22 protein-coding genes are annotated in these 22,022 nt (G+C 57.2%); 8 read left to right on the top strand and 14 right to left on the bottom strand.

Features of this window, described 5'->3' with window-relative positions; genetic code table 11:
* Positions 1-28: 28 nt before the first annotated feature.
* From hypB to ED901_RS24305, 6 genes are all read left to right on the top strand, one after another.
* On the top strand, positions 29-832 hold the full coding sequence (hypB, locus tag ED901_RS24280) for a hydrogenase nickel incorporation protein HypB (RefSeq protein ID WP_122097493.1): 804 nt from the start codon (positions 29-31) through the stop codon (positions 830-832).
* Positions 823-1,101 carry a HypC/HybG/HupF family hydrogenase formation chaperone gene (locus ED901_RS24285; protein ID WP_056774253.1) on the top strand — a complete coding sequence of 93 codons (279 nt, stop codon included), beginning with the start codon at positions 823-825 and terminating at the stop codon, positions 1,099-1,101. The genes hypB and ED901_RS24285 overlap by 10 nt, the downstream gene beginning before the upstream one ends.
* On the top strand, positions 1,101-2,255 hold the full coding sequence (gene hypD, locus ED901_RS24290) for a hydrogenase formation protein HypD (protein ID WP_122097494.1): 1,155 nt from the start codon (positions 1,101-1,103) through the stop codon (positions 2,253-2,255). The genes ED901_RS24285 and hypD overlap by 1 nt, the downstream gene beginning before the upstream one ends.
* On the top strand, positions 2,252-3,274 hold the full coding sequence (hypE, locus tag ED901_RS24295; RefSeq protein WP_056774260.1) for a hydrogenase expression/formation protein HypE: 1,023 nt from the start codon (positions 2,252-2,254) through the stop codon (positions 3,272-3,274). The genes hypD and hypE overlap by 4 nt, the downstream gene beginning before the upstream one ends.
* A gap of 128 nt (positions 3,275-3,402) precedes the next feature.
* Positions 3,403-5,484 carry a formate hydrogenlyase transcriptional activator FlhA gene (flhA, locus tag ED901_RS24300; protein WP_235533422.1) on the top strand — a complete coding sequence of 694 codons (2,082 nt, stop codon included), beginning with the start codon at positions 3,403-3,405 and terminating at the stop codon, positions 5,482-5,484.
* A gap of 251 nt (positions 5,485-5,735) precedes the next feature.
* On the top strand, positions 5,736-7,025 hold the full coding sequence (locus ED901_RS24305; RefSeq protein ID WP_122097495.1) for a glycoside hydrolase family 68 protein: 1,290 nt from the start codon (positions 5,736-5,738) through the stop codon (positions 7,023-7,025).
* Positions 7,026-7,082: 57 nt separating this feature from the next.
* On the opposite strand, the gene ED901_RS24310 is transcribed toward ED901_RS24305, so the two are convergent.
* The gene (locus tag ED901_RS24310; protein WP_122097496.1) at positions 7,083-7,481 is read right to left on the bottom strand and encodes a tautomerase family protein; all 399 of its coding nucleotides are present in this window, start codon (positions 7,479-7,481) and stop codon (positions 7,083-7,085) included.
* Between the two features lie 15 nt (positions 7,482-7,496).
* The gene (locus ED901_RS24315) at positions 7,497-7,820 is read right to left on the bottom strand and encodes a carboxymuconolactone decarboxylase family protein (protein ID WP_122097497.1); all 324 of its coding nucleotides are present in this window, start codon (positions 7,818-7,820) and stop codon (positions 7,497-7,499) included.
* Between the two features lie 105 nt (positions 7,821-7,925).
* Here ED901_RS24315 and ED901_RS24320 point away from each other — a divergent pair, with 105 nt between their 5' ends.
* The gene (locus ED901_RS24320; protein ID WP_122097498.1) at positions 7,926-8,807 is read left to right on the top strand and encodes a LysR substrate-binding domain-containing protein; all 882 of its coding nucleotides are present in this window, start codon (positions 7,926-7,928) and stop codon (positions 8,805-8,807) included.
* Positions 8,808-8,817: 10 nt separating this feature from the next.
* Here the strand turns inward: ED901_RS24320 and ED901_RS24325 are convergent, their stop codons facing one another.
* Positions 8,818-9,018, bottom strand: a complete 201-nt coding sequence (locus ED901_RS24325; RefSeq protein ID WP_056774278.1) for a DNA polymerase III subunit theta — start codon at positions 9,016-9,018, stop codon at positions 8,818-8,820.
* 43 nt (positions 9,019-9,061) lie between these two features.
* On the bottom strand, positions 9,062-9,838 hold the full coding sequence (locus tag ED901_RS24330) for a hypothetical protein (RefSeq protein ID WP_240994009.1): 777 nt from the start codon (positions 9,836-9,838) through the stop codon (positions 9,062-9,064).
* 383 nt (positions 9,839-10,221) lie between these two features.
* Here ED901_RS24330 and yghX point away from each other — a divergent pair, with 383 nt between their 5' ends.
* Positions 10,222-11,127 carry a YghX family hydrolase gene (gene yghX / locus ED901_RS24335; protein WP_122097500.1) on the top strand — a complete coding sequence of 302 codons (906 nt, stop codon included), beginning with the start codon at positions 10,222-10,224 and terminating at the stop codon, positions 11,125-11,127.
* 68 nt (positions 11,128-11,195) lie between these two features.
* Here yghX and yghU read toward each other — a convergent pair whose 3' ends face one another.
* The 10 genes from yghU to ED901_RS24385 all read right to left on the bottom strand — a co-directional run bounded on the left by yghU (position 11,196) and on the right by ED901_RS24385 (position 21,994).
* Complete coding sequence (gene yghU, locus ED901_RS24340; RefSeq protein ID WP_056774288.1) at positions 11,196-12,041, bottom strand: glutathione-dependent disulfide-bond oxidoreductase; 846 nt, start codon at positions 12,039-12,041, stop codon at positions 11,196-11,198.
* Positions 12,042-12,147: 106 nt separating this feature from the next.
* Positions 12,148-12,921: an SDR family NAD(P)-dependent oxidoreductase gene (locus ED901_RS24345; protein WP_122097501.1), complete on the bottom strand. Its 774-nt coding sequence runs from the start codon at positions 12,919-12,921 to the stop codon at positions 12,148-12,150.
* 15 nt (positions 12,922-12,936) lie between these two features.
* Positions 12,937-13,833, bottom strand: a complete 897-nt coding sequence (locus ED901_RS24350; protein ID WP_122097502.1) for a dihydrodipicolinate synthase family protein — start codon at positions 13,831-13,833, stop codon at positions 12,937-12,939.
* Positions 13,834-13,835: 2 nt separating this feature from the next.
* Positions 13,836-15,545 (bottom strand): dihydroxy-acid dehydratase, encoded by a 1,710-nt coding sequence (ilvD, locus tag ED901_RS24355; RefSeq protein ID WP_122097503.1) that lies wholly within the window; start codon positions 15,543-15,545, stop codon positions 13,836-13,838.
* Positions 15,542-16,930 (bottom strand): MFS transporter, encoded by a 1,389-nt coding sequence (locus tag ED901_RS24360; RefSeq protein WP_235533424.1) that lies wholly within the window; start codon positions 16,928-16,930, stop codon positions 15,542-15,544. Before ED901_RS24360 ends, ilvD begins: the two co-directional genes overlap by 4 nt.
* Before the next feature lie 31 nt (positions 16,931-16,961).
* Positions 16,962-18,365 (bottom strand): sugar porter family MFS transporter, encoded by a 1,404-nt coding sequence (locus ED901_RS24365; RefSeq protein ID WP_122097504.1) that lies wholly within the window; start codon positions 18,363-18,365, stop codon positions 16,962-16,964.
* 65 nt (positions 18,366-18,430) lie between these two features.
* Positions 18,431-19,102 (bottom strand): 2-dehydro-3-deoxy-6-phosphogalactonate aldolase, encoded by a 672-nt coding sequence (locus tag ED901_RS24370; RefSeq protein WP_122097505.1) that lies wholly within the window; start codon positions 19,100-19,102, stop codon positions 18,431-18,433.
* Positions 19,099-19,998, bottom strand: a complete 900-nt coding sequence (locus tag ED901_RS24375) for a 2-dehydro-3-deoxygalactonokinase (protein ID WP_122097506.1) — start codon at positions 19,996-19,998, stop codon at positions 19,099-19,101. The genes ED901_RS24370 and ED901_RS24375 overlap by 4 nt, the downstream gene beginning before the upstream one ends.
* Positions 19,999-20,115: 117 nt before the next feature.
* Positions 20,116-20,847 (bottom strand): FadR/GntR family transcriptional regulator, encoded by a 732-nt coding sequence (locus ED901_RS24380; protein ID WP_122097507.1) that lies wholly within the window; start codon positions 20,845-20,847, stop codon positions 20,116-20,118.
* A gap of 79 nt (positions 20,848-20,926) precedes the next feature.
* Positions 20,927-21,994: a LacI family DNA-binding transcriptional regulator gene (locus tag ED901_RS24385; RefSeq protein WP_122097508.1), complete on the bottom strand. Its 1,068-nt coding sequence runs from the start codon at positions 21,992-21,994 to the stop codon at positions 20,927-20,929.
* Positions 21,995-22,022 lie beyond the last annotated feature (28 nt).

Genomic DNA, 22,022 nt, shown 5'->3' on the forward strand with positions numbered 1-22,022 from the left:
CGGGCGCGTTTTGCCCCGGGAGAAAATTATGTGCAGTACCTGCGGTTGTGCCAGTGGCGAACTTCGGATTGAAGGCGTCAGCAGTGAACATCTCCATCAACATTCCCATCAGCACCCTCACGACGCGTCGCCACATTTCCACTCTCATGATGATCATTCCCACGGCCTGCCGTTTGCGCCGCGCCGCCTGATTGATATCGAAATGGACGTGCTGGCGAAGAATAATCACATTGCGGCGCATAACCGCGAGCACTTTGCCAGTGCGTCGATCCTGGCGCTGAATCTGGTGTCCAGCCCCGGATCCGGCAAAACGACGTTGCTGACCAGCACGCTGACCCGTCTGGCATCGCAGGTGAGCTGCGCGGTGGTGGAAGGCGATCAGCAAACCACCAATGATGCTGACCGCATTCGTGCCACCGGGGTGCCGGCGATTCAGGTGAATACCGGCAAAGGCTGCCATCTCGACGCGCAAATGGTGCACGACGCGGTACACCAGCTGGCACCTGAAAACGGCAGCCTGCTGTTTATCGAAAACGTCGGGAATCTGGTGTGCCCCGCCAGTTTCGATCTCGGCGAGCGTCATAAAGTGGCGGTGCTTTCCGTCACCGAAGGCGAAGACAAGCCGCTGAAATATCCGCATATGTTTGCCGCTTCCCGGCTGATGATCCTCAATAAAATCGATCTGCTGCCTTACGTCACGTTCGACGTTGAGGTTTGCATTGCCAATGCGCGCCAGGTGAACCCGGACATTGAGGTGATTCAGCTCTCCGCGACCACCGGTGAGGGGATGGCGCGTTGGCTGGCGTGGCTGGAGCAACAGCGATGTGCATAGGCATTCCGGGGCAAATCGTTGCCCTGCACGATCAGCAACCCGACCACGCCTGGGCGCAGGTGTGCGGAATGCGCCGCGAGGTGAATATCGCGCTGGTCGGCGGTGAGAACCGGCAGGCGCTGATCGGCTGCTGGGTATTGATCCACGTCGGTTTCGCGCTGAGCAAACTCGACGAGCAGGAGGCGCAGGAAACGCTGGCGGCGCTGCACGCGATGGAGGAAGTGGAAGCCGACGTCGCGCTGTTCCTCGGCAGAGGGGAGGTCAGATAATGCGATTTGTCGATGAATTCCGCGATCCTAAACTTGCCAAAACGCTGATCGAACGGCTGCATCAGCGGGCGGCGCAACTGCCTTACAGCGCCGCAAAACCGATGCAGATTATGGAAGTCTGCGGCGGCCACACCCACGCTATTTTCAAATTCGGGCTGGATAAACTGCTGCCACCGCAGCTTGAGTTTATCCACGGGCCGGGGTGTCCGGTCTGCGTATTGCCGATGGGGCGCATCGACGCCTGCTGTGAAATCGCCGCGCACCCTGAAGTGATTTTCTGCACCTTCGGCGATGCGCTGCGGGTGCCGGGTAAACAGGGTTCGCTGTTACAGGCGCGCGAACGCGGCGCAGACGTGCGCGTGGTCTATTCGCCGCTCGATGCCCTGAAACTGGCGCGGGAAAATCCGGCGCGTCAGGTGGTGTTTTTCGCCCTTGGTTTTGAAACCACGCTGCCGGTGACCGCCGTGACGCTGCAACAGGCACGGCGTGAAGGTCTGATGAACTTCAGCGTGTTCTGCCAGCACATCAGCCTGATCCCCACCTTGCGCAGCCTGCTGCAACAAGACGACGTGCGCATCGATGCGTTCCTCGCGCCCGGCCACGTCAGCATGGTGATCGGCACGTCGCCGTATCACTTTATCAATACGCAATTTGGTAAACCGCTGGTGATCAGCGGATTTGAACCGCTGGATATGCTGCAAAGCGTTCTGATGCTGGTGGAACAAGTTTGCGAGGCATCGTGTAAAACTGAAAACCAGTACCGCCGCGTGGTGCCGGAAGAGGGTAACCTGCTGGCACAGGACGCCATGCGCGAGGTGTTTGTGCTGTCGGGCAGCAGCGAATGGCGCGGTCTGGGGCTGATAGAAAATTCCGGTATTTCGCTGACGGCAGGCTACGCGGCATTCGATGCCGAACGGCGCTTTAACCCGCAGGCGCAGTCGGTCGCCGACGATCCGCGTGCACGCTGCGGCGAAGTGCTGACCGGACGCTGCAAGCCGCATCAGTGCCCGCTGTTTGGCACCGGTTGCACGCCGCATAACGCATTCGGTGCGCTGATGGTGTCGTCCGAAGGGGCCTGCGCCGCGTGGTATCAGTACCGGCATCAGGAAACGCAACGCGTGCAGACGCATCAACGACAGAAGGTGGCAGGATGAGTAACCGCAATGACGTGGTGACCATGGCGCACGGCAGCGGCGGACGGGCGATGCAGCAGATGATCGAACGGACGTTTCGCGCCGCATTTGATAACCCCTGGCTTAACGAATGTGAAGACGGCGCGCGGCTGAACCTGGCCGATCTCACCCGTCAGGGCGACCGGCTGGCATTCACCACTGACAGCTACGTTATCGATCCGATTTTCTTTCCCGGCGGCAACATTGGCAAACTGGCGGTGTGCGGCACGGCGAACGATCTGGCCGTCAGCGGCGCAACACCGGCTTATCTCTCCTGCGGATTCATTCTCGAAGAGGGGTTGCCGCTGGCGGATTTGCAGAAAATCGTCGGCGCAATGGCGAAGACCGCCCGCGATGCGGGCATTGCCATCGTGACCGGCGACACCAAAGTGGTGCAGCGCGGCGCGGCGGACAAAATCTTTATCAATACCGCCGGGATTGGCGTGATCCCCACCTCAGTGAAGTGGGCGGCGAAAACCCTCGAGGCCGGAGACAAAGTGATTGTCAGCGGCACGCTCGGCGATCACGGTGCGGCGATCCTGAATCTGCGGGAACAGCTCGGTATGGATCTCGGGGTGGAAAGTGACTGCGCGGTGCTGGCCCCGATGATTGCGCCGCTGCGTGCGCTGGCCGGTGTCCACGCGCTGCGGGATGCCACCCGCGGCGGGGTCAATGCCATTTTGCATGAGTTTTGCGAGGCCAGCGGTTTCGGGATCTGCATCGACGAAGATGCCCTGCCGGTGAAACCGGCGGTGCGCGGTATTTGCGAGCTGCTGGGGTTGGAGCCGCTCAATTTTGCCAACGAAGGCAAACTGGTGCTGGTGGTGTCCCCGCAGGTGGAAAAGGCGGTGCTGGATATCCTGCAGAGTCATCCTCTGGGCATTGATGCCCGGACCATTGGCGAGGTGACGGAACATCCGCAGGTCTGTTTACGGGGTGCGCTGGGCGTCGTCCGCCAGCTGATGTTGCCCCATGCGGAGCCGTTACCCCGCATTTGTTGATCTCGGCAGGGAGTGGCCTGCCATGAAAGGGGTAGACTTTTGGTCTGCCCCTTCGGAGAAATTTTTGCAACCCAGTTATGCAACTGAAAGAACAGGTATCCAGAGCTAACGCTATGCAGAGTGCAACAATGAGCATTACAAAACATAAAGGGTTACTGGAACTGACGCGCACGCTGTTGCTGCAACAGACCATGGTCTCACTGCTGGAAACCCTGACGCAGGTGGTCCAGAGTGCCGGTATCGCCGAAGCGGTGACGCTGGTACTGTTTGACAGCAACAGCGATCGCGTCAGTTTTTACGGTATCGATCCGCACCATCAGCCGGTCAGTTATGAAGATGAAACCCTGTTAGCCACCGGGCCGGTGCACGGCCTGCTGAACAACCCTAAAACGCAGGTCTGGCGCAGCGAAGCGCTGAACCTGCGCTATCCGCAACTGGCCGCGCTGAATCTCTATCCGCCGTTTACCGATTATTGTCTGGTGCCGCTGCTGGCCTCCACCGGCCTGCTCGGCGGCTGCGAGTTTACCCGCCAGCACGATCGTCCGTTCAGCGAGGAAGACAACGCGGGCCTGCATGAACTCTGTATGCTGGCCGCTATCGCCGTCGAACAGATCCGGTTGCGTGAAAATGCACAGTTTCAGCACTCCCTGCTGCGTCATGAACGTGACGATTTTCGCATTCTGGTGGATATCACCAACGCGGTGCTGTCCAAGCTGGATCTCGATGAACTGACCGGCGAAATCGCCAAAACCATCCACCATTTCTTTCACATCAACGCCATCAGCATTGTGTTATGCGATGCCGAAAAAGAGACGGAACCGGCCAGCGTCTATGCCACGCATTACGTGCAGGCGCACGTGGCGGAACGTGAACAATCACGGATGGCGCTGGAGGGCACCCTTGAACAGCAGGTGATGAAAAGCGGCGAGATGCTGCTGACTAACGTGCGGCCAGATGCAGAGCGGGAAAGCGAAGAGAGCACGCTGTTCCATTTGCTGTGGCGGGAGCAGACCAAAACGCTGTGTATTCTGCCGCTGCGTTTCGGCCATAAAACGCTGGGCGTACTGAAACTGGCGCAGTGCCAGCCGGACAATTTTAATTCTGCGAATCTGCGTCTGCTGCAACAAATAGCAGAACGTATCGCCATCGCGGTAGACAACGCACTGGCCTATCAGGAAATCAAAAGCCTGAAAGAAAAACTGCAACACGAAAACCTGTATCTCACCGAGCAGATCAACAGCAATAACCCGGATTTCAGCGATATTGTCGGGCGCAGTTCAAGTATGTCAGCGGTGCTGAAACAGGTGGAAATCGTCGCGAAAAGTGACTGCTCGGTGCTGATCCTCGGCGAAACCGGCACCGGTAAGGAGCTTATCGCCAGAGCGATCCACAATCTCGGCGATCGCCGTGACCAGCGTATGGTGAAAATGAACTGTGCGGCCATGCCCGCCGGGCTGATGGAAAGTGATTTATTCGGCCATGAAAAAGGCTCTTTTACCGGCGCGACCGCACAACGGATGGGGCGCTTCGAACTGGCGGATAAAGGTACGCTGTTTCTGGATGAGGTCGGAGAAATCCCTCTCGAGCTGCAACCTAAACTTTTGCGCATCCTCCAGGAACAGGAGTTTGAGCGGGTAGGCGGTAACAAACTGATTTCGGTCAACGTGCGGATGATCGCCGCCACCAACCGGGATTTGCAGCAGATGGTGGCTGACAAAGAATTTCGCAGCGATCTGTTTTACCGGCTGAACGTTTTTCCGATCATTATTCCGCCGCTGCGCGAGCGCCCGGAAGATATTCCGCAACTGGTGAAATTCCTCACTTATAAAATCGCTAAACGCATGAAGCGCACCATCGACAGTATTCCGGCGGAAACCCTGCGCCTGCTGAGCCGTATGCCGTGGCCGGGTAATGTGCGTGAGCTGGAAAATGTCATTGAACGCGCGGTGCTGCTGACGCGCGGCACGGTGTTAGATCTGCAACTTCCCGAGCTGAATTACCCGCTGACCACCTTGCCGGTGGTCGCGCCGCAGGTGAAGACGGACGCGGTGGCGCAACTCAGCGATCAGGATGAAAGGGAACGCATCCTGGCCGTGCTGAAAGAAACCAATGGCGTGGTGGCCGGGCCGCGTGGCGCCGCACAGCGCCTCGGGCTAAAGCGCACCACGCTATTATCACGGATGAAAAAGCTGGGTATTGCCGCCAGATAATAAATATCCTAAGCATGTAAATACCGATAAAAACCCTGACTTCTCCTCAGGGTTTTTTATTTTAAATCCACGGTTTAATTATTTGTACGTCCTGTGAGCCGCCAGCGGACGCCAACTGCTTTATCAGAAAATCCTCAGGGTTCAGTATTAACTCTGCCGGCAACGCTTCGTGAATAAATATTATTGAGCGCAGCGAAACCGGCAAATTAATTAATTTGAATCTTTTGAATTTTATAATGATGAGGTGGTTTATGAGTAACGTAATCGAAAAAGGCTTACAGGAACAGGCGGCGAAAAAGCCGAGTATCTGGACCCGTGCCGATGCCCTGAAAGTGAATGAAAATGACCCGACCACAACGCAACCACGCGTCAGCGGTGACTTCCCGGTCATGAGTGATGAGGTGTTTATCTGGGACACCATGCCGCTGCGCGACATTGACGGTAACGTGCTGTCGGTCGATGGCTGGTCAGTCATCTTTACCCTGACGGCAGACCGTCAGCCACATGATCCGGCAAATATTGATGCCAATGGTAATTACGATATTACCCTCGACTGGAATAACCGACATGGCCGCGCCAAAATCTGCTACTGGTATTCCGCAACCGGAAAAGACTGGGTATTTGGTGGCCGCGTAATGGCTGAAGGTGTTTCTCCTACAGTGCGCGAATGGGCGGGTTCACCGGTATTATTAAATAATAAAGGGGAAGTGGATTTATATTATACGGCGGTCACACCGGGTGCGACGATTGTAAAAGTCCGCGGACGCGTGATCACCACTCAACAGGGTGTTGAGGTGGCAGATTTTACTGCGGTGAAACCGCTGTTTGACGCCGACGGGAAAATCTATCAGACCGAAACCCAAAACCCTTACTGGGGCTTTCGCGACCCGTTCCCGTTCCGCGACCCGAAAAGCGGCAAGCTGTATATGTTGTTTGAAGGGAATGTGGCGGGCGATCGCGGTTCCCACGTGGTCGGGCCGGATGAAATCGGTGATGTGCCACCGGGCTATGAAGACGTGGGCAATTCGCGCTATCAGACGGCGTGCATCGGTATCGCGCAAGCGGCTGATGAAAACGGCGACAGCTGGACATTGCTGCCCCCGTTGCTGACGGCGGTCGGGGTAAACGATCAGACAGAACGCCCGCACTTTGTGTTCCAGGACGGGAAATATTACCTGTTCACCATCAGCCATAAATTCACCTATGGCGAAGGGGTGACCGGTCCGGACGGGGTTTACGGTTTTGTCAGTGACGCACTCTTCGGCCCGTATGTGCCGCTGAACGGCTCCGGCCTGGTGCTGGGTAACCCGCCTTCACAGCCTTACCAGACCTATTCCCACTATGTGATGCCTAACGGTCTGGTCACGTCGTTTATCGACAGCGTCCCGGTCGATAAAGCCACCACCGGTCTGGATTACCGCATCGGCGGCACGGAAGCGCCGACCGTGAAAATCAAGCTCAAAGGCGAACAGACGTTTGTGGTCGGTGAGTACGATTACGGTTACATCCCGCCAATGGCTGATGTGATTCTGCAGGCATAATTTTACGCTGACTGTTCCTCAGGCTGCCTTCGGGCAGCCTTTTCTGCGTGGCTGCGGTTATTTTCCTGCCAGCTGAAACATCTCTCCGTGGCTGAATGACCAGTCTTCCGGCTGGGTAAAACATACCACCACCATCACATCCGCCGCAGAAATGCCCAGCGCGGCATGTAATTTACCGGCCAGATGACGGAACAGCTGCTGTTTCTGATAACCGTTGCGCGGTTTGCCTGCGGTGATGTGAAACAGCAAAAAATCGTCCGAGCGCCGGTCATTTTCTCCGGCTAAATAGGTCGGGTTGATCACCCGCTGGCCGCGGCTGGCGGGTTCGAAAAGCTGGAAACAGTCCTCTTTGGGGACAGAGAAATGATCGACCAGCGTCTCCTGTAAAATGGCAGAAATGGCGTCCTGCCACGCATCTGCACGGTGAGCGGGTAAAGAAATTCGGCTGAAAGGCATTGTCAGATCCTCCGGTTACTGATCGTTGAGAGCGGCGAAGCGGGTCAGGGCTGACGCGGCGGCGGGCCATCCGGCATAAAACGCCAGATGAGTGATCACTTCTGCCAGCTCGGCGTGGCCGACACCGTTTTTAACGGCCAGATCCAGATGGAAGGGCAGTTGTTCACTGCGGTTCAGGGCAATCAGCGCGGCCACGGTGATCAGGCTGCGGTCACGCGGGGCAAGTTCGTCTCTGTTCCAGAGATCGCCAAACAGCACCTGTTCGGTCAGTTCTGCCAGTTTTGGCGTCAGGCGCGCCATGTTTTCAGGCGGGCGCAGGGAAGGGGGCGTTGTGCTCATATCAGGCTCCATGTTTGTCGGTGTGAAAAGGAGCATAAGGCGTTATGATTATCCTGAATATCGAAAATATCAGCAGCATGACTTCATAAATACGGGATGGTTAGCGTGTCGAAAAGGCCAGTGACTTTTGATTCAGAGGCGTTGCGCAGTTTTGTGACCGGCATTGAGCTGGGAAGTTTTGTGCTGGCCGCCGACCGGCTGGGGCGTTCGACCTCCGCCGTCAGCGCACAGCTGAAAAAGCTGGAGCAACAGGCGGGGACGGATCTGGTGCAAAAATCCGGACGACACCTGATTTTGACCGAACGCGGCGAAGTGATGCTGAGCTATGCGCGACGGATCCTCAGCCTGAACGACGACGCCAGCGCGGCGCTGCGGGCGGGCGTGCCGGGTGGTAGCCTCAGCGTGGGCATGCAGGAAGATTTCGGCGAAATCCTGTTACCGGCCATTCTCGGGCAATTTACCCGCACCCATCCGCAGGTGCAGATTTCGGCCAGCATTACCCGTAACCGGCAGTTGCTTGAGGGGATCCGGCACAATGAATTCGATCTGGCCCTGTGCTGGCAGGCCGAAGAGACGCTGCTTTTCCCGTCCAGCCAGTCGCTGGGGCGGGTGCCTTTGCGCTGGATTGGCCCGACGAATTTCCCCGTCAGCGAAATGTTGGCCTCCGGTGAACCGCTGCCGCTGCTGGTGTTTGACGCGCCATGCCTGATGCGCAGTGCGGCAACCGCGGCGCTGGATCGCGCCGGAATTCCCTGGCGGATCGCCTTTACCAGCCGCAGTCTGAGCGGAATTTGGGCGGCAACCTCGGCGGGGCTGGGGGTGACGTTGCGTACCGGTTTCGGTCTGCCGGCGTCGCTACATTGCCTGAGCGAACTGCCTGCGGCGGGGGATGTGGGTATCAGCCTCCATCAGAGCGAGACGCTGCCCGGCGAGGCGGCGAGGCATCTGAAAGAGGCGATTATCGCTTTCTTTGCGCACGCGGGCTGAGCCGCGCGGATCACTTTTTCGCTGGCTGCTGGCGGTAATGTTCCAGACGCTCGCGAAAATAGGCGCGCAGATGTTCCGGCTGCTCCATTTCCACTTCATCGGCATTCACCGGCAGATTATTGCGCTCGCGCACCGCGACAGTTCCGGCCGCGAGCCCGGCACTCACTTTGTCCATTTCTTCTTTACTGAGCCCTGCGAGTGATGTGTTCATGGTGTCTCCTTTAACTGAATGGTTACGTTGTCCCGCACTGTCTTTATTCTGCTGCCGTTCCGGCCAGGGTTTTCAGCATGCCGTCAGCGCAATACTTCTCCAGCAATGCCAGATCGGTTTCCTGATGCGCTGAGGAAAGAAAGCGGGCAATAGCGTCGTGGTCGTCTTCTCCCCAGATAAAGATTTTGTCGGGATGATAAAAAGCATGATCTTTTATCGAGGCATTATTGGTTATCAGCTTTTTGTTGAATGCCATCGCTTCGAGCGCGCGCAGCGTTAATCCGCGTTGGCCGGGCTTATTGATTTCGAGCACGACGGTGGAACCTTTGAGTTTTTCAATATTTTGCTGATAACTGAGTTTTTGATTGATGCAGAAGGCCGGGTAATGGGGGTTTTCCGCATCACCTCCCACCAGATAAAAGTCCGGCTGGCACTGATTTTCCTGCAACAACGGCGCCAGTTGGTTAATCAGACTGGCCCGGCCATCATCATAGCCACCGACATAAAAGCATGAGTGCGCAGACGGGGCGTTGGCCGGTTCAGCCCGCCACGCCGCGATGTCGTTGCGGGTAAAGGGTAAAAACTGATCGACATAGGCAAGTTGATATTTCAGGCAATCTTCCGGGTCGAAACTGTAGATAACGTCAAAAACAGGTTTCACTCTGTCCAGATAGTTTTCATTGTCGGAAAGCAATTTCAGGCGGCGGCGCTTAGAGGTCAGTGCCGACACGGCGTCACGCAAAACCAGGATCTTTTTACAACGCAGCGGCGCAATCAGATCCAGCAACAGAAACGCGCTGTAGCCATTGCAAATGATCACATCGTTATCAGCGACATGCCGAAATTTTATCGCACTTTGCCATCTGGCATGGCAGCGCCTGAGCGTGTTTCCAGGCAGGAGATTTTGCACAGACTTGAAATGCTGTTTGACGCGATAAATCTCACTGACGTTGAAGTCTTTTTTGAGGGCAGACGTCATCATCCTTTCGTATTCTGAGTTCCACTCAACGAAATGTATGTTGGCTGCTTTCCTTTGATGATTACCCATTACGCTCCCCTTTTTTACCCCGCAGTCTACCATTTCCGGTGCGCAAAGGGGGCGTGTAAGGCGCCCGGATTCGCCTGGTATTTCACAATTGGTTTACAAAATCGCCAGAATCAGGTCATTATTCAGGCTTCTTTTGCACTGAACGGAGCCTCAAGATGACGCGAATGACGGCCAAAGATTTTCCCCCTGAACTCCTCGAATACTTTGATTTCTACGTGCATGGCAAGATGACCAAACGGGAATTTCTCGATCTCTCGGCAAAATTTGTGGTCGGCGGATTATCGGCGGCGGCGCTCACCACGCTGATGACACCGAATTATGCCTATGCCGAGCAGGTCGAATTTACCGATCCGGACATTGTGGCGGAATATATTCAGTATCCGTCGCCGCAGGGGCACGGCAGCGTGCGCGGGTATCTGGTGCGTCCGGCAAAAGCCACCGGCAAGGTGCCGGGCGTGGTGGTGGTGCATGAAAATCGCGGGCTGAACCCCTACATCGAAGACGTGGCGCGCCGCGTGGCGAAAGCCGGATACATCGCGCTGGCACCGGATGGCCTCAGCTCGGTGGGCGGTTATCCCGGTAACGATGAAAAGGGACGCGAGCTGCAAAAAGGCGTTGATCCGACCAAGCTGATGAATGATTTCTTCGCCGCCATCGAATTTCTGATGCACCACGACACGGCCACCGGCAAAGTCGGCATCACCGGTTTCTGTTACGGCGGCGGGGTGGCGAATGCCTCGGCGGTGGCCTATCCCGAACTGGCGGCGGCGGTGCCTTTTTACGGGCGTCAGTCAAAAGCAGAAGACGTGGCACGCATCAAAGCGCCGTTGCTGCTGCATTACGCCGAGCTGGATAAGCCGATCACCGAAGGCTGGCCCGCGTATGAAGCCGCGCTCAAAGCCAATAACAAGGTTTATGAAGGCTATGTCTATCCGGGCGTAAATCACGGGTTCCATAATGATTCGACGCCGCGTTATGACAAAGCGGCAGCGGATCTGGCGTGGGAAAGAACGCTGGCCTGGTTTAAAAAGTATCTTGATCCGCAGACGGAAACCGCCTGACGGCACGTGCATAAAACAAAAGGGCGGGATCGCAAAATCCCGCCCTTTTTTTACGTTTCACACGCCGGTCAGGATTTCAGAACGCCGTCGAAATCTGATGCATCATGACGTTCTTCCAGCTGCTCATCGCCCCAGGTGCGGTTGACAATGCGCCCGCGTTTCACCGCCGGACGGCTGGCGACTTCTTCGGCCCAGCGCTGGAAGTGCTTGTAGGACTGAATGTCGAGGAACTCAGCAGACTCATACAGCCCGCCCTGCGCCAGACTGCCGTACCAGGTGAAAATGGCGATATCGGCAATGGTGTACTCTTCACCGGCAATAAAACGGTGCTCCGCCAATTGGCGGTCTAACACGTCGAGCTGGCGTTTGGCTTCCATCGTAAAGCGGTTAATGGCGTATTCGATTTTGACCGGTGCGTAATGGTAGAAGTGGCCGAAACCACCGCCCAGATATGGCGCGGAGCCTTGCAGCCAGAACAACCAGTTCAGGGTTTCGGTGCGTCCGGCGAGGTCTTTTGGCAGGAACTTGCCGAACTTCTCTGCCAGATATAGCAGGATGTTGCCGGATTCAAACACGCGGATCGGCGGGGTGGTGGAGTTATCCAGCAGCGCCGGGATTTTCGAGTTCGGGTTGACGTCTACAAAGCCGCTGGAGAACTGATCGCCTTCGTTGATGCGGATGATAAACGCATCGTACTCTGCGCCGCTGATGCCCAGCGCCAGTAACTCTTCCAGCAGAATAGTCACTTTCTGGCCGTTCGGCGTACCGAGGGAATAGAGCTGCAACGGATGCCTGCCGACCGGCAATGTTTTTTCATGAGTCGGGCCCGCTATCGGGCGGTTGATGTTCGAGAATTTACTGACTTCGTCTTTATTCCAGGTCCAGACTTTCGGTGGCTGATACTGTTCTGACATTGAAATCTCCGCATCTTTTTTTAGGTTAGGACAGAGAAGTCTAGCAGGAGATGAAAAAGCGCGACGCTGAGAATGTGCCCTGCCGGATGCAGGGCACGCACAGGGCTTAATCCTGCATTAATGCGCTGCGCCCGCCGTCCATGACGATGGTGGTACCGGCGATAAACCCGGCAGCCTGACTGGCTAAATACAGGCACAATTCGCCCACTTCTTCAGAGGTACCGATGCGCCCGACCGGATGTTTCCTGATGGTTTCCTCGCGCGAGGCTTCGCCGTCTTCATGGGCGTCAAACCACAGCTGATTGCCCGCCGTATCAATAAAACCGGGTGCGATCCCTACCGTGCGGATCGCCGGACCCCATTCGATGGTCAGGCTTTGCACCAGCGAAAGCAGGGCGCGTTTGGTGATGTTGTAGGGCGCACAGCCGGGCATGGTGGAAAACGCGTGATTCGAGGTCATGATCAGGATCACGCCTTTGGATTTTTCCAGCAATGCGCGGCAGCATTTGGCGATATACCAGTGCGAACGCAGGTTGAGATCCAGATTGTGATGCCAGTCTTCCGGTTCGCAGTCGATGCCTTTGAAAACGTTTTTACCGGCATTCGACACCAGCACATCCAGCCGGCCAAAGCGTGTTTCTACCTCTCTGATGAAATTCGCGATGGCGTCCGTTTTGGTGATATCGACGGAATAATAAAAGAATTGCTCCGGGAACTGCGCCTGCAATTTCATGGCGTGCGGGGCGTTATCCGCAGAAGAAAATGCGCAGCCAATCACGATGTCACCGTGATCCAGAAAGGTGCGTGCGATGGCGTGACCGATGCCCTGACTGGCACCGGTGACGATCACAACGCGCGGGAATGTAAGCGTGGTAGTCATAAGAACTCCGCAACATTAAAGGGAAAAAGTGCTGATGAAGGTGTCGATCGACTGATGGTCTTCTGCCGTCAGTGTCCAGCCCGGATGGCGGCAGTAGTCGGTGGCGATGATCCCGCGTTTGTGCAAAATGGTTTTCTCCACCTGAATGATGTATTCACAGTGCGTCATCCAGCGGCGGATCCACGGTAAAAGCCGGGCGTGCAGTGCCCGCGCCTGATCGTGTTCGCCTGCCTGCCACAAACGGTAAATCTGCACGTAAATCTCGCTGAACGAACAGCCCGGCATCACGCCTTTGCCGCCCGCGCTGAGCATCTCCGGCATGTATAAACCCGCGTAACCGTTGAGCACACAGGCCTTCGGCGCGCGTTGCAGAAACTCACGGGTGTAATCCACCGGCGGATTGCATTCGATTTTAAACACTGCGTGCGGGTAGCGTCTGGCCACCTCGCTGAGCTTCTCCGGCGTAATCGACAAACCGGTTTCCCCCGGCGCGTACTGCACCATGACCGGAATCTCCACGGCTTCCAACACCGAGAAAATGTGGTGCGAAATCGCGGCGTTATCCGGTTGCAGGAAAAACGGCGGCAGCAGCATCAGGGCATCGGCACCGCGTTTCTGATAATCCCGCGCCCGTTTCACCGCCACTTCGGTGCTGTGATCGGTGACGGACAGGGCGCGGAAAATGCCGCTGCCGCTCAGTGTGGAAATAAACTGGTCGGCGAGCCGCAGCCGTTCGCTGTCCTCGAGTTTGGGGAATTCGCTGGCAATACCAAACAGCGTCAGCCCCTGAATGCCGGTGTCGGCAAGGTGGCCGAGCAGGCGGTCAACACTCGCGTAATCCGGCTCGCCCTGCGCGGTGAATGGCAGCGCGGCAATCGGATTGACGCCGCAAATCTGTGAAGATGAATACATCATTACACCTCGTCACGGTCGGCTAAGACCGCGCCCTGTGCGGCCGGTAATGCCCAGCGGCGGTATAAACGCAGGAAGCCGCGTGGCACCTGTTTTTCGACCGGCACCCAATGTTGGCGGCGCACGGCCAGTACGTCTGCGCTGACGTTAAGCGTCAGCTCGCGGGTCGGAATATTGATGGTGATGATGTCGCCGTTTTCGACCAGCGCCAGATCGCCGCCGTCGCTGGCCTCCGGCGAAATATGGCCGACAAACAGCCCGCGGTTGGAGCCGGAGAAACGCCCGTCGGTGATCAGCGCGCAGCTGTCAGACAGCCCCATGCCTTCGAGGCATTTCATCGGCTTGTACATTTCCGGCATTCCCGGCCCGCCTTTCGGCCCTTCGTAACGCAGCACCAGCGCACTGCCCGGCGGGATGTCGCCGGAAAGAATGGCGTCCACCGATTCCTGTTCGCTGTTAAACACCATCGCCGGGCCGCTGAAGATCATCAGGTCTTCCGGCACGGCCGCCGGTTTCACCACGCAGCCGAGCGGCGACAGATTGCCATGCAGCACCGCGACACCGGCTTCATTGCGCACCGGGATCGCCAGCGTATGAATGACTTCCGGGCGCGAGGTTTCAGGCTGCGTTTCCAGCCACTGGCGCTTGGTCTGGCCGCTGACGGTCAGTGCATCCAGATGCATCAGCGCGCTGATTTCTTTCTCAACCGCCGTCACGCCACCGGCTTCCCAGAAGTCGATCATGTCGTGCTCTGACGCCGGATACAGTGCGGCGACCAGCGGCACGTGATGGCTGAGTTTGTCGAAATCCGACAGCGGCAGATGGCCGTATTCGGCTTCGTAATGAATCGCCTGTAAATGCAGGATGGCGTTGGTGGAGCCGCCGGTCGCCAGCAGGTAAATCATGGCGTTGCAGATAGCGTCCGGCGTGATGATCTGGCGTGCATTTACGCCGCGTTTCACCAGATCTACCGCCGTCTGACCGGTGCGGAAGGCGCATTCCCGGCGCTGTGGCGAAATGGCGGGCAGGGTGCTGCTGCCGGGTAAACTCATGCCCATCACTTCGGCGATGCAGCACATGGTATTGGCGGTGCCGTACATGGTGCAGGAGCCGGGGCCGGGCTCGGCGATATCTTCGATGTGACGGAATTCTGCCTCGTCGATTTCACCGCGCTTTTTCCAGCCGATGGCTTCGGTCACGATGTTGCCGTCCCAGTCTTTGCCGTGATAGCGCGCCGGATACATCGGCCCGCCGTTGACCAGAATCGCCGGAATATCCAGACGAGCCGCCGCCATCAGCATGGCGGGCACGATTTTGTCGCACGAGCCGAGCATCACCATGCCGTCGAAACGGTGGGCGCGCATCATCACTTCGATGGAGCTTGCGATCACTTCGCGGGCGGCCAGAATGTAGCGCATGCCCAGATGGCCTTCGGCGATGCCGTCGCACGGCGCAATGGTGCCAAACACCATGCCGACGCCACCGGCTTCGTCAATGCCTTTGAGGACTTCGGCGGTCAGCTCATTGAGGTTCACATGACCGGCGGTGGCGTTGGTGTAGCTGTTCACCACGGCGATCACCGGACGGCGCAGTTGCTCATCGGTATGCCCCATCGACTTGTACAGCGCGCGTTTCAGTGCGCCGTCGTCTCCGCTTAATACCGGGTTAAAGTGGTCACCACAGGTTCCACATCCGTTACTGCATCCGCTCATACACTGCCTCTTTTTAATGATGATTCAACGCCGCTTTCAGCCGCTGGTTCAGGGCTGCGACGGGGATTAACCAGCCGTGCTGGTAACAAAAATATCAATGGCGCACACAGCAGCAGGAAGGCGGCGAGAATATACAGACCCATGTTGGTGCTGCCGGTGTTGTCTTTCAGCCAGCCGAGAACGGTCGGGCCGAAGAATCCGGCCAGGTTGCCGACCGAGTTGACCAGCGCGATACCGGCCGCCGCCGCGGTGCCGGAAAGCAGCGTGCCGGGCAGGCTGATGTAGGTGGGGATCAGCGCCAGCGTGCCGGACATGGCTAAGCAAATCCACGCCATCATCCATACCGTTGAGCCGCTGCAATAGGCGCTCAGGCTCAGGCCGACCGCGCCGATAATGGCGGGAATGGCGATATGCCAGCGGCGTTCACGGCGTAAATCTGAGTGGCGGCTGTTCCACACCATAAACACGGCGCCGAACACGTAAGGCAGGGCGGCGAGCAGGCCGATGTGAAAATCATCGGTCACGCCGGAGGTTTTGATGATCGACGGCAGCCAGAAATTAATGCCGTAGTAACCGATGTTAAAGCTGAAGAAAATCAGCGCCAGCAGCCAGACGTAGCCATTTTTAAACATCATTTTCAGGCTTTGCGGCGGTTTACCGGCGTTGGCTATCAGGCTGCGCTGACGGTCTGTTTCCAGATCCTCAGCGACAATCTGTTTCTCTTGTGCACTTAACCAGCGGGCGGCGTTGACGTCGTTATCAAGATATTTCAGTACCACAAAAGCCAGCAGGAAAGAGGGGATCGCCTCCACCACAAACAGCCATTGCCAGTTGTGCAGGCCATCGACGCCCTCAAAGGTTTTCAAAATCAAACCGGACAGCGGGCTGCCAATGATGGTGGACAGCGGCGTGACCAGAATGAACAGGCCGAGCGTGCGTGCCGAGCGCCACGACGGAAACCACAGCGTGAGATAAAAGACGATACCGGGGAAGAAACCGGCTTCGGCCACGCCGAGCAGGAAGCGCAGCACATAGAATTGCATCGGCGTGGTCACAAAGATCATCGCCGCTGACAGCACCGCCCAGCTGATCATGATCCGCGCTATCCAGAAGCGCGGGCCGTAGCGTTGCATCATCAGGTTGCTCGGCAGTTCAAACAGGAAATAGCCGATGAAAAAGATACCGGCACCCAGCCCGTACACCGTGTCGCTGAAGTTCAGCGCATCCTGCATATGCAGTTTGGCAAAACCGATATTGACGCGATCCAGATACGCGAAGAAGTAGCACAGAATTAAAAACGGGATCAGGCGACGGGTGATTTTGCTGTATACCGCGTCAGCTCTGTTTTCAGAATGAATAATCGCCATGGGTTCTGATCTCTTCATTTCCCCCGCCGTCAGGAAGGGGAAAACGGGGTTAGTAAAGAGAGCTGCCGATACTTCTCAGAGGCAGGCCGGCCATCAGGTTTTTCTCGATATTTTCCAGCGAGATGTTTTTGGTTTCAGGCACGAAAAGCAGGGTGAGGATGATGCACAGGACGTTCAGCACGGCGTAGAGCCAGAAGGTGCCCGCGCTGCCCACCGAGTCGATAAGCGTCAGGAAGGTCGCGCCGATAATGGTGTTGGCGATCCAGTTCGCCATGGTGGAGCAGGTCACGCCGAAATCGCGCCCGGCCAGCGGCTGGATCTCTGAACACAGCACCCAGATCAGCGGCCCGGCGCTCATGGCAAAACCGGTGATGAAAATCAGCAACAGGATGACGGCGGTGTATTGCTGCACCGGGCTGGTGATGCCGATGAAGAACATGTAACCCAGTAACGCCATGCAAATCGCCATCACGCTGAAACCGAGTTTGAGGATCGGCTTGCGTCCCCAGCGGTCTACCAGACCGATCGCAATGAACGTCGCCAGCACGTTGGTTAAACCGGCGATCACCGTGCCCCACATCTGCTGTTGGGTGGAGGCAAAACCGGCAATGGCAAAGATTTTCGGTGCGTAATACATGATGACGGTCATGCCGGTGAACTGCTGCATGAACTGCAATAACACGCCGAGGCAGGTGGAGCGGCGAAAATGACTGCTGGCACGAAACAGCTGCCAGCCACGCTGGCTTACCTTCACGCTTTCGCGGATGGCGTCCAGCTCGGTGTGCGCTTCCCTTTCGCTGGAGCGCAACAGCAGCAACACTTTCTGCGCCAGCGCATGTTTATTTTTCATCATCAGCCAGCGCGGGCTTTCCGGCAGGGTGAGAACCCCGGCAAACAGCACCAGCGCCGGAAAGGTGATGATGCCCAGCATCCAGCGCCAGTTGCCGCTTTGGCTGAAGGCCGTGTCGGAGAGAAACGCCACCAGGATCCCGATGGTGATCATCAGCTGATACATGGAAATCATGCTGCCACGGATATGTTCCGGCGCGATTTCAGACAGATACAGCGGTGCGACGAACGAGGCGACGCCGACCGCCGCGCCGAGCAGGAAACGCGAGACGATCAGAGTCTGCAAATCAGGGGCGAAGGCGCAACCGACTGACCCTGCGACAAAAAGCGCCGCGCCAATCAGCAGCGTTTTTTTACGTCCGATACGGGTACACATCGGGCCGCTGCACAGTGCGCCCAGCGCCGCGCCGACCATCATGACGCTGACCACCATTTCCTGCTGATGACTGCTCAGCCCGAATTCCTGTGCCAGAAACGGTAACGCGCCCGCGATCACGCCCATATCCAGCCCGAACAGCAGACCGGCCAGCGCGGCTAAAAAACACACCAGCAACGTTTGCCGGTTGGTGCGGGGAACAGAGTGTGGAATTGCATGTGTCGTCATACGAAACCTCGGAGGTCATTTTATGTTTTTACAGGGATGTGTAGGGAAAGCAGAGTGGCCCGCGGTCAGGCAGTTTTACGGCTCAGCAGCGCTTCATGCGCCTGATGCCACGCGCCCTGATAAGCCAGCGCGCGTTCGCGCAGTGCGGTCAGGGAAATGCCCGGCTGATAGAGGCCGCCGCCCAGGCCGAAACCGCGTGCGCCAGATTGCAGATACCTGTGCATTTGTGCGGCATCGGCGCTGATCCCGCCGACCGGCAGGCACAGGGTTTTTTCCGGCAATACCACCAGCATCGCTTTGGTGATAGCCGGGGTGATCATCTCCGCCGGAAACAGCTTCAGGGCGCTGGCACCGGCATTCAGTGCGGCAAAGGCTTCGCCCGGCGTGGCGATGCCCGGCAGGCTGACTAAACCGAGCGCACAGGTGGCGCGGATAACCGAAAGATCGGGGTTCGGGGAGATAATCAGCTGCCCCCCGGCTTCCGCCACCTGATGCACCTGACGTTCGCTGAGCACGGTACCCGCGCCGACAAAACCGTTATCACCGACGGTTTTCGCCATGATGGCGATCGACTCCAGCGGTTGCGGGCTGTTCAGCGGCACTTCCAGCCAGGTAAATCCGCATTCCAGCAGGGTACGCGCCACGCCTTCGGCTTCGGCGGGCGTCACACCCCGTAAAATGGCAATCAGCGGCAACCGGCATTGCTGCCAGCGGGTGGAAAAATTCTGTGCATTCATGTGCGTTCTCCGTTCAGGCTGCGGCAGATAGCGGCCATGCCTTCAATGAAACAGTCATTGCCGTCAGCCGGTTGCAGGCTGATGCCCATCTGGCTGGCAGCGCGGGTGTAGCGTTCGGTTAATGCCGGGGAGCCGACGATCCACGCCTGCGTTTCCGGCAGGGCCAGCAGCTCTGCGCCAATGAGTAAACCGGAGAGGTAGCTGGCAACGTCTGCGGGAGGTAGCGTGCCGTCGAGCCGCAGGGTGCGCGCCGAGAACAGCGCATTGCTGAGAAACGGCGCTGCGGGCGCATGACTGACGCCAAGCGCAAAGGCGCTGGCATCGTCTGACGGCTCAGGCAAATCCCGGCCCAGCAGCGAATGGTTGAGCATCACGGCGTAGATTTCGCCGGTCATAAAGGTGCTGAAATGCCGGATCTGGCCGTTCAGCAGGAAGGCATGTTTGCTGTGCGTACCCGGTAAAATCACACAGTGCTGCGCCTGCGGGTGCAGTGCCGCCAGCCCGGTCAGCTGGACTTCCTCTCCGCGCATCACGTCGGGCAGGCCGAACGCGTTTGGGCCGCTGACGCCCGCGATTATCTGGCACGGGCTTCCCCACGGCGTGTTCACCGTGGCGACCTGCGCGGCGAGCTGCTCACCTCCGGCGGGCAGGGCGACGTAAGGCACTTCCAGCCAGCCTTGCTGTGAGCCGACCATTCCCGCCATCACCAGCGGCAGCCTGGGGTACTTGTCCAGCCACGGCTGAATCAGAGGCTGCAACGCCGCCGCAAACTGCTGGTCGGGTACGTTAAGCAGGCCGCAGGGGGCGTGAGTCGTGGCAACACAGAGGGAATCCTTCATCAGGAACGCCCGAAAATTCGAGGTTCCCCAGTCAATGGCAATCCAGTGTTTGTGCATGGTGTTCTCATTCTTGAGTTACAACAGTATAAATCTTGTATGACAAGAATGATGGGTGAGAAATAACCTTATTACTGTGAGGGAGATCGGAAGTTAGCGAATCAGGCGGGAAAAGCGTTAAAAGAAGTGCTGATACTTTTCGGGGATCTCACGCCAGATATGTTTGTGCGCGGCGCTGAGTAAGATGTGGCGCATGCACTGGCGCGCCTGATCAACTTGCTTGAGGCGAATGGCTTCGAACAGATCCCGGTGCTGCTGCACGGCATCCTGCGTCAGAGTGAGATCCTCTTCGAGGGTATGCTTAAAAGAGAGCAGCATCGCCGCAGACAGCGCGCTGCCGACGGAGGAGAGGAACGGGTTATGGCAGGCTTTGAGCACCGCCGTATGAAAAGCCAGATCGCCCTGTTCAAACTGGGCGGCAGAACCCTTTTGCTGCCCGGACTGCATGGCGTGCAGCGCATTTTCGATGGCGGCGAGATCGTTTCCGTTGGCATTGAGCGCCGCCATGGCCGCGACGTCCGGTTCGAAAATCAGGCGCGTGAGCATCAGTTGCTCAACCAGTTCGGATTCAATCCCGACGTCTTCCAGCCATGAGAGCACGTCGGCATCCAGAAAACTCCACTGCTCGCGCGGCGTGACAATACTGCGGCGCTTGGCCTGGATCAGTAACATGCCTTTTGCTCCCAGCACCTGAAGCGCGTTGCGAACCGAAGTGCGCGACGCCTCGTACTGCTGCGCCAGCTCATTTTCTCCCGCAATCGGCATGCCAACGGCCAGCTCACCACGAATAATACGCAGCGCTAAATCGCGGGTAATGGATTCTGAAACGGAAGCGGTGAGTTTGTTCATGAAGTTTCCGGTGAGGCAGCGGCAACAAGCCGCCGGGTGATTAAGTCACTGTAATGGCGACATGTTACACCGCAATCTCTCATAACCCAACCGGCTGCGGATACAAGCCTTTGCGCTTCCATTTCACATCGACCACCGACTGGCCGCTGTGGATTTTTCCCTGCAACAGCAGATTAAATTTGGCACTGGTGGCACGCATTAAGCGGCTTTGCAGAATATACACCGCCTCCGTGCCGAGCTCGCGGCAGGGCAGCAGCATCGAGGTGAAATTCATCGGCGTCGCGGTTTTCATCTCATGGGCGAAATCCATGCTCATCAGTGAAATATCTTCCGGAACCCGGATGCCCATTGCGGTCAGTGCTTCCAGCGTGGCGTGGGCAATCGGCGTACTGCCGCAGACAATCGCCGAGGGCAGCGTTTCCCGTTTGTGTTCGCGCAGGTATTTATCAATGCTTTCCCGCGCCTGCTCCTTGCCGTTACCTTTATTAATCAGCAGATGAGTGGCTTCATCAAAAGCAATGTGATGTTCAAGACAGGCGCGTTTGAAACCGTCCAGACGCTGCATCATGGTTTCCCGCCGCAGATCGGTGAACAGCAATACCGGCCTGTGCCCCTTCTGGAATAAATAATGTGCCGCGCTGTAACCGATGGAATAGTGATCGGCGGAAACACAGTCGAGGCGCATTTCGCTGTCTTTCGCGTTGATCATCACCACCGGTTTATTGGATTCCGCCGCCAGCCGGTACAGCATCACATCATCAATGCCGATAATAATAATGCCATCCACATCCGACTGGCTGAGCGCCTGCATGAAACCGGCGATATCCGGATCATTCACCGTCAGCGCGCATTTTCGCACGTGAATGTCGAAACGGCTGACCTCCGCCGTTATTTCCTGAATGGCTTCATAATAATAGAGATCTTCATGGGGAGAGAATGCAGCCGGTGGCGCGCAAATTAACAGAGTATTCATTAACAGGCGGCTGGCGGGAATGTCGCGCAAAATACCCATATTTCTGGCATGGGTAAATACTTTTTCTTTTGCCTGCGGGCTGACATTCGCTTTGCCAGCTAATACCCGGGAAACAGTGCTGGGAGAAAGCCCTGTTAACTCGGCTATTTGCCTGATTTTTAATTTTCCTGTCATTTTGTGATCAACGCCTCATTAGCTTATG

The organism is Rahnella sp. Larv3_ips, assembly GCF_003697865.1.
Classification (GTDB): Bacteria; Pseudomonadota; Gammaproteobacteria; order Enterobacterales; family Enterobacteriaceae; genus Rahnella; species Rahnella rivi.